The sequence below is a fragment of the Stenotrophomonas sp. YJH_SMC_17 genome, from assembly GCF_059371655.1.
Map to the genome: position 1 here is coordinate 46,110 of NZ_JCAFUU010000001.1, position 11,082 is coordinate 57,191.

Below are 11,082 nucleotides of genomic sequence, written 5' to 3' on the forward strand. Positions count from 1 at the left end.
TGCGCGTGTAACAACGGCCGCGCAAACCGCTGCTATAGTCGATGCGTCATCCAACGCAGGGAGTGCAGGTCATGACCCATCCGCATCTGTATCAGGTGTTCGCCAGTCTTGGCCTGGCGCTGGCCGCGACGGCCTCCGCGCAGGAACGTACGCCACCGGCCCCGCATTGCATGGACGCTGTCGGTGTCCAGGAAGTGGAGCAGGCATCACCGCGTTCGATCGCCCTGCGCGCCGCCTCCGGCCAGGCCTATCGCATCGATTTCAGCGAGGATTGCCCCGGCGTCCGCGCGGCCACCACCTTGAAGCTGGAAGCGCCTGCGGGCTGGGCTTGCGGTCGCCCCAGCGAGCGCGTCGTGGTCGATGGCCGCAGCTGCGCCGTCAGCGCGGTCACGCCGGTAGAGAACCGGGACTTTGCCAGCGTGGCCCGCGACAGCGATCGCCTGCGCACCGCCACCCTGCCCGCCATGACCATCCGTGAGCGCAAGGAGGTCCGCCGCGGCTTTGGCGGCTCGGCGTCCTACTGCTTCGCGGCCCGCAACGTGCGTGCTTGGGCGTCCGACCCGCAGGGCATGCTGGTGGAAACCAACCCGCGTCGCAATGGCGGCCATCGCTACTACCGCGTAGAACTGGGCAGCCATTGCCGCCAGCTCGACCGGGCGCCACAGTTGAGCTTCCGTTCCGGCATGCAGAACGGCATGATCTGCGGCAATCCTGGCGATCGCATCCTCACTGCCGATTTCGAAGACGGCGACCTGCGCAATCCCTCACTGGCACCGCTGCCGCAGTACACCCGCGGCAGCTGCACGATCCAGGCGGTGTATCCGGCTGCCAGCCAGGCGTCGAACTAACCTTCGACGCCGAGGAAGGTGAATGGTGCGCTGGGCACGAACTGGCCCAGTGCATCACCTGAGAAGGTATTGCGCTGGTCCGGGCCAAGGTCCAGCTTGAGCACCTTGCCGCCGAAATCGACCTTGTTCAGATCGACCCAGAACGTGTTCGGGGTCAGTGCGGATTCGAAGAAGTACAACCTCCGCTTGTGGTCGGCCACGGTGCGCCAGCGCGTGGATGAAATGTTCGGCTCGCCCGGCGTGGTGATGCCGTAGGGCACCGAAGTATTGCGGATCACGCTGAACACGCTGGCCAGCGCCACGACCGGGTCTTCGGCCTTGGGAATGGCGTTGATGTAGAAGGACGCGCGCGCGAAGCGGTCGGCGGAACGGTTGGTGCCCGGCAGCATCACCGTGCCACCGATCTGCTGCCAGTAGGTGTTGAGCGCCAGCTGCTGCTCGAAGATCGGCGAGTTGGTCATCACCTGGTAGCGCCGGTCATGGTGGATCACCTGGCGACCGCCTATGTACTCGACGATGGCACTGTCGCCACTGGCATCGGACAGCGACAGGTGCAGCGTCGCCTGGCGATCCTCGCCGGGCACCTTGTCGGTGACGATTGAATACGGTTCGCGCTTCAGCGCCGCCACTGCCTCGTCCACCGTGGCGAAGTTGTCCAGCACATACTGCGCCCACAGCGAAATCGCCAGGCCCGGCTTGTTGCCGCGCTGCTGCGGATATTCCGATTCGACCAGCCACAGCAGGTTGGCCACCAGGCCCTTTTCGTTCATGCCATCGGTGGTCGACACATCGTAGCCGGTGGCCACCACCGAACCGTAGCGCGCGGTCCAGGTCAACGACTTCGGGCCAGCCTGGCCGGTACGCGCGATGCCACGCGGCAGTACGTAGAGGTTGGTCGCCACATCGACCTTCCAGTCCATCGAGCGCGCGGTGATCACATCACCGTTGTCGCCCAGATACACCGCGCGGGTGCATGCCATTGCCGGCGCAACCACCGCAGCCAGCGCGACGGCCAGCGCCGTCCGTCCCATCCACGTCATCCGTGCCATCTCGTTGCGCTCCTTTCCCCGTGGTCCGTGCATAGGACCGCAAGGGCGGTGACACAGGAGTGAAGCCTCAGCGGAGGAAGCGGTCGTGCAGCCAGAATCCTGCAAGCATCGCGGGTACGAACCACAACGCTTCACGGGATGCCACCGCCAACCCGGCGATGGCAGGACCGGGGCAATAGCCTGCCCAGCCCCAGCCGATGCCGAACAGCGCGGCACCCAGCAACAGGCGCGCATCGACGGCCCGGGCGGCAGGCAACTGGAAGCGGTCCGCGTACAGCGGCTGCCGTCGTCGCAGTACCCAGCGCTGGCCGACTGCACTGACCAGCAGCGCCGAGCCCAGTACCCACATCAACGTGGCATCGAAATCGCCCGTGATGTCGAGGAAGCCAAGCACACGGCGCGCGTCAGTCATTCCCGAAAGCGCCAGCCCCGCGCCGAACAGTGCACCCGCCAGCGCAGCGGCCGTTACCGCGCGACTCACGCCAGACCTCCGCCGTGGCGGATCAGGAAGGTGGTCAGCATCGCGCAGGCCATGAATACCAGCACGGCCACCAGCGATCGCTTCGAACCACGGGCCATGCCGCAGACGCCGTGACCACTCGTGCAGCCATTGCCCAGCCGCGTACCGAAGCCGACCAGCAGGCCGGCGCCGACCAGCTGCCAGGCGGGCATGGCATCGCGCAGCAACATGCGTGGCGCGGTACCGGGCAGGTGCTGCCACCACAGCGTGAGACCTGCAGCGCCAAGCAGGCCAAGCAGAAACGACCAGCGCCAGGCACGTTCGCCCGGCCCTGCGCGCAGCGTGCCCGCGGCGATCCCACTGATTCCGGCCACGCGCCCGGTGGCAGCGAGCAGCACGACCGCTGCCGCCCCGATCAGCGCGCCGCCCGCCACTGCCGTCCACGGCAGACTCATGCCGCACCTCCATCGGTCGCATTCATTGGCTTGCCCTTTTATTTAGATTTTTCTAAATTAGCTTTTTCTAAACACAAAGGTCAACCATGCCCGGCGCCGAACTCGACAGCACTGCGATGGCCGAACATGCCACGCAGGCGGCCGCCCTGCTCAAGCGCCTGGCCCACCCGGCACGCCTGCGCGTGCTGTGCCGCCTGGTGGAAGGGGAGGCCCCCGTACCGGAGCTGCAGGCCCTGACCGGGCTGAGTGCATCGGCGCTGTCACAGCATCTGGCAGTGCTGCGCGAGCTGGACATCGTGGCGACCCGGCGCGAAGCGCAGGCGATCCACTACCGGGTGGTTGAAGGGCCCGCGCTGGGCGTGCTGCACGCACTGCACGCGGCCTACTGCGGGGCCCCGGCCGGCTGACCCGCCGGCACACGCTCAGCTGGCGTGCACCACCGGCTGCACGACGTCGTCGAGCAGGTCCACCGGCGTCGGCGCGGCACGATCTCCCTCCAGCGTGCGGGCGAAACCCGACCAGTCGCTGGACGACAACTGGCGCAACAGCGCGGCATTCACCGGCAACGAACGCATCGACCAGTACGGAAACTGACGCTGGCCGAGTCGGCCGCGCGCCAGTTCGATGATGTCGATATGGCTGCCGGCCTGCAGGATGCGCTCGTAGACCGAATCGATGCCGTCCGGCGGCCCCTCGATGTACTGCAGGAAACGCTCTCCGTCATGCAGCAGCACCCCGGTCACCCCGGCCAGCCTGTTGAAACGTGCCGCGTCCTCGACCACCTCCTGCAGGCGCTCGGCGGAAAGATCCGGCAACGCCCGGCTGACGTAGGCGATGGCGCGCAAGGGCATGGCGCTTCCCTGGCAGGAGGTGCGCCCACAGTAGCAGTTGCGGGCGCGCTCGTCTCACTACCGGGCCACCCTGCCTGAAGGATTCAGGCTGCGGTCGCCGCCGCGCCGTCAAAGCGCCGTGGCAGCACCGCTTCGAACACCACCTGCCCCGCTTCGTTGCGTGCGGCGATACGGCCGCCATGCGCGCGCACGAACTGGTCGACGATGTACAGGCCCAGGCCCAGGCCCTTGCTCTGGTGGAAGCTGGCCTTGAACGGCTCGAACAACCGCGGCAGCAACGCCTCGTCGATCTGGCCCGCATTGCTGACCCTCAGCAGCACGGCGCGCGGATCGCGCCCATCCACGTCCACCCTCGCCTCGCTGCCGTGGGTCAGCGCATTGCCGACCAGATTGGCAGCGACCTGGCCGAGGCGATCCAGATCGCCCTGCAGGCGCGTATCTCCCTGCATGTCCAGGTGGATCCGGTCCGGTCCATGCGCACTGCCCGCCTCGGCCACCACTGCGCGGGTCACGTCGGCCAGATCGCAGGCACTGGCCTGCAGGCGCAGGCCGCCGCTGCGGATCCGCGAGAAGTCCAGCAGCTGCTCGACCATGCGTGCCATGCGCAGGGTGCTGGCCTCCAGGTACTGCAGCGTCTGCTGCGCGCCGGTGTTGTCTCCGGGAAGGTCCAGCGCCAGCTTGTCGGCACACAACAGGATGGCCGACAGCGGCGTACGCAGGTCGTGGGTCAGCACCGCTGCCATCGTCTCGTTGAGCTTGAGCGCACGCTCCAGCGCCTCGTTGCGCGCCTTCAGCAGTTGCCGCTGCTGGTACAGCTCGATGAACACATTGACCTTGCTGAGGATGACCTGCGGCGCCACCGGCTTGTGCAGGAAATCGACCGCACCGGTTTCATAGCCCTTGAATACGCGCAGCGGATCATCCGGCGAGGCGGTCAGGAAGATGATCGGCACATCGCGACTGCGATGCGAACCCCGCATCAGCTCGGCCAGGGTGAAGCCATCGATCTCCGGCATGTGCACGTCGAGCAGAGCCAGGGCCACTTCGTGCTCCAGCAACAATTCCAGCGCCTGCGCGCCCGAACCGGCCAGCAGCAGGTTGACCCCTTCGCGCTGCAGCAGGGCCTGCATGGCTACCAGGTTCTGCGGTACGTCATCGACGATCAGCAGGTTGACCGGGGTCTGCGACTGCGCAGGGTCCGGTGGCAGCAGGTTCATGCAAACAACTCCTTCAGGCGGCGACACATCAATTCAAGGGGCAGCACGGCGTCGGCGCCGGCGTATTGCAGGGCGGACGCCGGCATCATCGATGCCTCGGCCTCCTCGGGACACTGCAGCCAGGCATGGCCACCGGCCGCACGCACCGCAGCAACGCCTTCGCTGCCATCGCTGCTGGCGCCGGTCAGCAGCAGGGCCAGCACGCGCGCGCCGAACACAGCTGCGGCCGATTCGAACAGCGGATCGATGGCCGGGCGCGAAAACAGCACCGGCGCGTCCACCGACAACGCCAGCGAACCGGCGTCCTCCACCAGCAGGTGGTAGTCCGGTGGCGCGAAGGTCACCGAACCGGGCTGCAGCGGCTGCTTGTCCTCGGCTTCGCGCACCGGCAGCGCGCAGTACGGCGCCAGCACTTCGGCGATGCGGCTGGTGCGGTCACGCGGCAGGTGCAGCACGGCCAGTACCGGCGCCGACAGCCCGGCCGGCAATGCACCGAGGACGGTCTGCAGCGCGGCAACACCGCCGGCCGACGCGCCGATCACCAGCAGCGCGGGACATGCCGGCGCAGCCATCAGGCCACCTTCCGATACAGGCGGTGCTCGCGCGAACAGACCTCGAAGGCATCGTGGTGGCGACCGAACTGCAGCGATTCCTTGCTGCCCAGGCCGAGGAAGCCCCGATGCACCAGCGCATCGCGGAACAGGCCCACGGCGCGGTCCTGCAGATCGCGGTTGAAATAGATCAGCACGTTGCGGCACGACACCAGATGCACTTCAGAGAACACGGTATCGGTGGCCAGGCTGTGATCGGCGAACACCACGTTGCGGCGCAGCTGGCGGTCGAACACCGCGCCATCGTAGGCGGTGGCGTAGTAGTCGGACAGCGACGCGGTGCCACCGGCGGCCAGGTAGTTGCGGCTGAACTGGGCCATCCGGTCGATGCCGTAAGCCCCGGCTTCGGCCGTGGCCAGCGCCGCCGGGTTGATGTCGGTCGCATAGACGATGCTGCGCTCGAGCAGTCCCTCCTCGTGCAGCAGGATCGCCAGCGACCAGACTTCCTCGCCGGTGCTGCAGCCGGCCACCCACAGCTTCACCGAGGGATAGGTGCGCAGCACCGGCACTACCTGTTCGCGCAGCTCACGGAAATAGGCCGGGTCGCGGAACATCTCAGAGACCTGCACGGTGAAGAACTGCATCGCCTGGGCGAACAGGTCCGGCTCGTGCAGCAGGCGGTGCTGCAGATCGGCCAGCCGCTCGCACTCGTAGCGCTGCATGGCCTGGCGCATGCGCCGGCGCAGCGACGACACTGCATAGCTGCGGAAATCGTAGTGGTAGCGCTGGTACAGCGCTTCCAGCAGGACCTTCAGTTCCAGGTCGAACAGTGCCTGCTCGTTCATTGCCGCGAGCACCAGACGCGGCACAGCGAGACCAGCTTGTCGACGTCGATGGGCTTGGCGATGTAGTCATTGGCGCCGGCCTGAAGGCAGCGCTCGCGATCGTCGGGCATGGCCTTGGCGGTCAGGGCGATGATCGGCAGATCCTGCAGGTGGCGCTGCGCGCGGATCTCGCGCATGGCGGCCAGCCCATCCTTCTCCGGCATCATGATGTCCATCAGCACCAGGTCGACCTCGCGTTCGGCCAGGCGATCCACCGCCTCCTGGCCATTGCGGGCGATTTCCAGGGTGACGCCGAGCGGCTCAAGCACGCTGGACAGCGCGAAAATGTTGCGCACATCGTCCTCGGCCAGCAGCACGGTGCGCCCGTCGAGCACGGTGTCGCGGCGACGTGCTTCGCGCAGCAGACGCTGCTGGTCGGTGGGCAGGCTGGCTTCCACGCTGTGCAGGAACAGGGTCACTTCATCCAGCAGGCGCTCTGGAGAGCGCGCGCCCTTGATGATGATGCTCTTCGAATAGCGGCGCAGGCGCTGTTCTTCCTCACGGCTGAGCGCGCGGCCGGTGTAGACGATCACCGGCGGGAAGCCAACGTCGTCATTGCCGGCCATGTGCTCGAGCAGGTCGTAGCCGCTGCCGTCAGGCAGCGACAGGTCCATCACCATGCAGTCGAAGGTGACGTTGCTGAGCTGCTCCAGCGCGGCGGCCAGCGTACCGACCGCCACGATCTGCAGCTGGTCGCGACCCAGCAGCAGCTCCAGGTTGTGGCGCAGCTCGTTGTCGTCCTCGACGATCAGCAGGCGCCGCACGTCGCGCTGGCTGGTCTGCTCCAGCTGTTCGATGGCCGATACCAGGCGTTCGCGCGTGGTCGGCTTGATCGCAAAGCCGATCGCGCCCAGTTCGCGCGCAACCTGGCTGCGATCCATCGCCGAAACCACATGCACCGGGATGTGGCGGGTCTCCGGATTGCGCTTCAAACGTTCCAGCACACTCAGGCCGGACACATCCGGCAGGCCGATGTCGAGCAGGATGCCATTCGGACGCAGTTCGCTGGCCAGGGCCAGCGCTTCCTCCGCCGTACCCGCCACCACACAGTCGAAGTCGAGCTCATGGGCGAGCGACACCAGGGCCTCGGCAAAGGTGGCGTCGTCCTCCACAGCCAGGATGAGCCGGCCTGCACGCTGACGGCGGCCACGATCGTCGGCCACACCGGACGTAAACGCGTTCGCCGCAGGCACAGCGGTTGCCGGCATCGGCGCTGCCTGCGCCACGGCCGGGGCCGGGGCCAGGGCTGCCGATGCCGCGGGGACCGCGGCGATGTCGGTCGAGCCCGCTGCAGGTGCGCCCTGCAAGGGCAGCTCCAGAATGAAGCAGCTACCACGCCCCGGTTCACTGTCGACCTGGATGCTGCCACCCATGCGTTCGGCCAGGTCGCGCGAGATCGACAGCCCCAGGCCGGTGCCGCCGTAGCGGCGGCGGGTGCTGCCATCGGCCTGGCGGAATGCCTCGAAGATGACCTGCAGCTGTTCGCGTGCGATGCCGATGCCACTGTCACTGACCTCGAAGCGGATGCGACCGTTGCCACCGGCGCGCACCTGCAGGCTGACCCTGCCGTGCTCGGTGAACTTCAGTGCATTGGCCAGAAGATTCTTCAGGATCTGCTGCAGGCGCTGGCTGTCGGCCATCAGCTGGCTCGGTGCCAGCGCGTCCGCCTCGATCTGCAGGGCCAGGCCCTTCTGCCGCGCCATCGGCTCGAACGTCTCGCGCAGGCGCTGCAGCACGCTGTCCACTACCACCACCTCATCGGCCAGCTCGACATGGCCGGCCTCGATGCGGGACAGGTCGAGGATGTCGTTGATCAGGGCCAGCAGGTCGTTGTTGGACGACAGGATCGCGCGGGCGTACTTCACCTGCTCCTCGGTGAGCGTGCCGTCCTTGTTGTCGGCCAGCAGCTTGGCCAGGATCAGCGAGCTGTTCAGCGGCGTGCGCAGCTCGTGCGACATGTTGGCCAGGAATTCGGACTTGTAGCGCGACGTCGCCGCCAGCTCGTTGCTGTTGCGCACCAGCTGCGACTGCGCGACCAGCAGCGCCTGCTTCTGCGCTTCCAGCTCGTGGGTGCGCTCTTCCAGCTGCACGTTGCTCTGCTCCAGCTCGGCCTGCTGCTCTTCCAGATGGCTCTGCGACTGCTGCAGGCTGCGGCTCTGCTCTTCCAGCTCTTCGTTGGCCACGCGCAGCTCTTCCTGCTGCGCCTGCAGTTCCTCGCCCTGGCGCTGGGATTCTTCCAGCAGCACGACCAGCTGTGCGCGCAGCAGCGAAGCGCGCAGGGCCATGCCGATCGTCTCGCCACAGCGCTTCAGCAGCTCGCGATCCAGATCCTGCTGCTCGCCCATCCGCGCGCGTCCCAGCTCAATGATGCCGACCACGCTGCCGTCACTGCTGATCGGCGCGAGGATGCGCTCGCGCACCGACAGGCGCCCGAGGCTGGTCTGCAGTTCAAGTTCCGCGTCGTCGCCCCCCTGGAGGTGACGGATGCGCTCGTCCCTCGCCACCTGCCCGGCTACGCCCTCCTGCAATGCCAGCGACGCCGGCATGCCGGACGGCAACGCCAGGCCACCGGTCAGCTGCAACCGCCCCCCGTCCAGCCGGTATACGGCACCGACGTCGGCCTCCAGTTGCGCGCCCAGGCTGGTGGCTGCCGCCTCGGCGATCTGCTCCGGGCCGAGGTCGCCGCGCAGGCTCATCGCCACCGCGTTCTCGGCCTCCTGCAGCCACAGTGCCCGCATTGCCTCCCGCCGCGCCTGGATGGCCCGCGAGACAATCAGCGCGATCATCAGGAACGCGCAGCCGCCGATGCTGCGGTTGACGAACGAGAACGCCGAATTGGAACTGGCGGGCGCGATGTTGAATCCGATGACCAGCAGCACGCAGGCGACCGCCGCCACGATGAACGGAGCGCGCGCACTGCGCTGGAACACCGTGACGCCCACGGCCAGGAAATAGGCCAGCCACACGGCGTAGCCCAGCGGGACCACGAGTTCCAACGCGATGGTCGCGGCCAGCAGCACAGCGGAGGCCATCCAGATCCAGCGGTCACGCGGAGTCGCACCAGGACGCATGCAGGTCGGTTCCAGAAGACGAAGGGTGGGTGATGGTACTCCGTGTCGCATTCAGCCGCACAGGACCATTGGCACGTGCCATACCTGCACACACCCTTCACACTGCAGTGCCTAGCTTCACGTCCCTCCCTGAGGTAATACTCATTTCCACGTGGACGCAGCCGCTTCTACGACGTCCGTGCTGACGGACCCTTCCCGCCAATTGCGACTGCTGATCGACAGCGTGCGCGACCATGCGCTGTACCTGCTTGATCCCGAAGGCATCGTGTGCAGCTGGAATCCGGGCGCAGAACGCATAAAGGGCTATTCAGCCGCTGAAGTAGTGGGAACGCACTTCGGACGCTTCTATCTGGCCACCGACCGCGAGGCCGGCGAGCCGCAACGCCTGCTTCGCGTCGCGGCGCAGCAGGGCCATGTCGCCAGCGAAGGCTGGCGGGTACGCCGTGATGGGTCATCGTTCCGCGCCAGCGTGGTCATCGAGCCGGTGGTCGAAGCCGGCGAACTGCTCGGCTTCGTCAAGATCACCCGCGACATCACCGAGCAGTGGCAGGCACAACGGCTGCTGCGCGATGCCCAGCGTGCGCTGCGCAACACCCAGCAGTTCGAGACTGTCGGCCGCCTCAGCCGTGGCCTCTCGCATGAGTTCAACAACCTGCTGACCACTATCGGCAACGCGCTGGACCTGCTGTCGCTGCGCGTAAGTGGTGACGATGCGCGCGCGGCCGAGCTGCTGGATGTTGCCCAGGCCGCCACCGACCGCGGCGCGCTGCTGACCCGCCAGCTGCTGGCATTCAGCACCGGGCAGACCCTGATCCGCGAGCCCGTGGACATCAATACGCTGGTACGGCAATGGCTGCCGGACCTGCAGCGCGCCTGCCCACCCACGGTGGTGCTGGATGTACGGCTGACGCCCAGCCTGCCCGCAGTGAACACCGATGCGATGCAGCTGCAGGCCGCACTGGCCAACCTGGTCGCCAATGCAGTGGACGCCACCTCCGAAGGCGGGCGCATCCTGGTCGGCACCGCACTGGAACGGCGCCTCGACCCGGATGCAGACTCCACCCTGCAACGTGGCTATGTCACGCTCAGCGTCTGCGACGAGGGCCACGGCATGGCGGCCGAGATCGCCGAACGGGCCACCGAGCCCTTCTTCACCACCAAGGACATCGGCAAAGGCAGCGGCCTGGGCCTGAGTCAGGTGTTCGGATTCACTACCCAGAGCGGCGGCTTCGTCGACGTGTCCACCACGCCCGGTGTCGGCACCACGGTCAGCCTGCTGCTACCCGCAATGGAGGACCCTGCCGATGACCGATGACCCGATCCGCGTACTGATGGTGGAAGACCAGCCCGATCTGCGTGAAATGATCGGGCTGGCGCTGCGCGATCTCGGCATCGACGTGTCCACGACCGCGGATGCGCACGAAGCGGCCGCACTGCTGAAGAGCGAAGCGCGCTTCGATGTGGTGTTCAGCGACGTCAGCATGCCCAACGGCATGTCCGGCATCGAGCTGAGCGAGCACGTCGCCCGCGAACAGCCGCAGGCACGGATGATCCTGTCATCCGGCTACGCGCGTTCGCAGCTGCCGCCGCTGCCCGAGCAGGTGGAGTTCCTGCCCAAGCCCTATCGCCTGCGCCAGCTGGTGCAGCTGCTCAGGCAGGAATGACCCGACGCCGGGCGTGGCCCGGCATTTCATAC

General features: G+C 67.1%; 12 protein-coding genes. 4 read left to right on the forward strand and 8 right to left on the reverse strand.

All coding sequences use genetic code 11. The features are described 5' to 3' along the window. Positions 1 to 71 precede the first annotated feature (71 nt). The gene (locus tag AC5P8Z_RS00190) at positions 72 to 848 is read left to right on the forward strand and encodes a DUF6491 family protein (RefSeq protein ID WP_495227682.1); all 777 of its coding nucleotides are present in this window, start codon (positions 72 to 74) and stop codon (positions 846 to 848) included. Here AC5P8Z_RS00190 and AC5P8Z_RS00195 read toward each other — a convergent pair. From AC5P8Z_RS00195 to AC5P8Z_RS00205, 3 genes are all read right to left on the reverse strand, one after another. After that, positions 845 to 1,897, reverse strand: coding sequence for a linear amide C-N hydrolase (locus AC5P8Z_RS00195; protein WP_495227683.1), 1,053 nt, complete (start codon positions 1,895 to 1,897; stop codon positions 845 to 847). The two genes, AC5P8Z_RS00190 and AC5P8Z_RS00195, sit on opposite strands and share 4 nt — an antisense overlap. Positions 1,898 to 1,964: 67 nt before the next feature. After that, positions 1,965 to 2,378: a DUF6691 family protein gene (locus tag AC5P8Z_RS00200; RefSeq protein WP_495227684.1), complete on the reverse strand. Its 414-nt coding sequence runs from the start codon at positions 2,376 to 2,378 to the stop codon at positions 1,965 to 1,967. Beyond that, complete coding sequence (locus tag AC5P8Z_RS00205; RefSeq protein ID WP_286071798.1) at positions 2,375 to 2,812, reverse strand: YeeE/YedE family protein; 438 nt, start codon at positions 2,810 to 2,812, stop codon at positions 2,375 to 2,377. Before AC5P8Z_RS00205 ends, AC5P8Z_RS00200 begins: the two co-directional genes overlap by 4 nt. Positions 2,813 to 2,898: 86 nt before the next feature. On the opposite strand from AC5P8Z_RS00205, the gene AC5P8Z_RS00210 reads away from it, so the two are divergent. Then, the gene (locus AC5P8Z_RS00210; RefSeq protein WP_286071797.1) at positions 2,899 to 3,219 is read left to right on the forward strand and encodes an ArsR/SmtB family transcription factor; all 321 of its coding nucleotides are present in this window, start codon (positions 2,899 to 2,901) and stop codon (positions 3,217 to 3,219) included. 15 nt (positions 3,220 to 3,234) lie between these two features. Here AC5P8Z_RS00210 and AC5P8Z_RS00215 read toward each other — a convergent pair whose 3' ends face one another. From AC5P8Z_RS00215 to AC5P8Z_RS00235, 5 genes are all read right to left on the reverse strand, one after another. Then, on the reverse strand, positions 3,235 to 3,663 hold the full coding sequence (locus AC5P8Z_RS00215) for a BLUF domain-containing protein (protein ID WP_495227685.1): 429 nt from the start codon (positions 3,661 to 3,663) through the stop codon (positions 3,235 to 3,237). 83 nt (positions 3,664 to 3,746) lie between these two features. Continuing rightward, positions 3,747 to 4,880 (reverse strand): hybrid sensor histidine kinase/response regulator, encoded by a 1,134-nt coding sequence (locus AC5P8Z_RS00220; RefSeq protein ID WP_495227686.1) that lies wholly within the window; start codon positions 4,878 to 4,880, stop codon positions 3,747 to 3,749. Then, positions 4,877 to 5,452: a chemotaxis protein CheB gene (locus AC5P8Z_RS00225; RefSeq protein ID WP_286071794.1), complete on the reverse strand. Its 576-nt coding sequence runs from the start codon at positions 5,450 to 5,452 to the stop codon at positions 4,877 to 4,879. The genes AC5P8Z_RS00220 and AC5P8Z_RS00225 overlap by 4 nt, the downstream gene beginning before the upstream one ends. Beyond that, on the reverse strand, positions 5,452 to 6,276 hold the full coding sequence (locus tag AC5P8Z_RS00230) for a CheR family methyltransferase (RefSeq protein WP_286071793.1): 825 nt from the start codon (positions 6,274 to 6,276) through the stop codon (positions 5,452 to 5,454). The genes AC5P8Z_RS00225 and AC5P8Z_RS00230 overlap by 1 nt, the downstream gene beginning before the upstream one ends. Next, positions 6,273 to 9,386 carry a response regulator gene (locus tag AC5P8Z_RS00235; protein WP_286071792.1) on the reverse strand — a complete coding sequence of 1,038 codons (3,114 nt, stop codon included), beginning with the start codon at positions 9,384 to 9,386 and terminating at the stop codon, positions 6,273 to 6,275. Before AC5P8Z_RS00235 ends, AC5P8Z_RS00230 begins: the two co-directional genes overlap by 4 nt. A 151-nt stretch (positions 9,387 to 9,537) precedes the next feature. Here AC5P8Z_RS00235 and AC5P8Z_RS00240 point away from each other — a divergent pair, with 151 nt between their 5' ends. Next, a complete protein-coding gene (locus tag AC5P8Z_RS00240) occupies positions 9,538 to 10,701 on the forward strand; it encodes a two-component system sensor histidine kinase NtrB (protein WP_495227687.1) in 1,164 nt (387 codons plus the stop codon). Then, entirely contained in the window at positions 10,691 to 11,050 is a 360-nt protein-coding gene (locus AC5P8Z_RS00245) for a response regulator (protein WP_495227689.1), read from the forward strand. Before AC5P8Z_RS00240 ends, AC5P8Z_RS00245 begins: the two co-directional genes overlap by 11 nt. Positions 11,051 to 11,082: the final 32 nt, after the last annotated feature.

Coding starts and splice junctions, on each gene's coding strand:
- AC5P8Z_RS00190 (WP_495227682.1), top strand. CDS start 72: ATGACCCATCCGCATCTGTATCAGGTGTTCGCCAGTCTTGGCCTGGCG.
- AC5P8Z_RS00195 (WP_495227683.1), bottom strand. CDS start 1,897: ATGGCACGGATGACGTGGATGGGACGGACGGCGCTGGCCGTCGCGCTG.
- AC5P8Z_RS00205 (WP_286071798.1), bottom strand. CDS start 2,812: ATGAGTCTGCCGTGGACGGCAGTGGCGGGCGGCGCGCTGATCGGGGCG.
- AC5P8Z_RS00210 (WP_286071797.1), top strand. CDS start 2,899: ATGCCCGGCGCCGAACTCGACAGCACTGCGATGGCCGAACATGCCACG.
- AC5P8Z_RS00215 (WP_495227685.1), bottom strand. CDS start 3,663: ATGCCCTTGCGCGCCATCGCCTACGTCAGCCGGGCGTTGCCGGATCTT.
- AC5P8Z_RS00220 (WP_495227686.1), bottom strand. CDS start 4,880: ATGAACCTGCTGCCACCGGACCCTGCGCAGTCGCAGACCCCGGTCAAC.
- AC5P8Z_RS00225 (WP_286071794.1), bottom strand. CDS start 5,452: ATGGCTGCGCCGGCATGTCCCGCGCTGCTGGTGATCGGCGCGTCGGCC.
- AC5P8Z_RS00230 (WP_286071793.1), bottom strand. CDS start 6,276: ATGAACGAGCAGGCACTGTTCGACCTGGAACTGAAGGTCCTGCTGGAA.
- AC5P8Z_RS00235 (WP_286071792.1), bottom strand. CDS start 9,386: ATGCGTCCTGGTGCGACTCCGCGTGACCGCTGGATCTGGATGGCCTCC.
- AC5P8Z_RS00245 (WP_495227689.1), top strand. CDS start 10,691: ATGACCGATGACCCGATCCGCGTACTGATGGTGGAAGACCAGCCCGAT.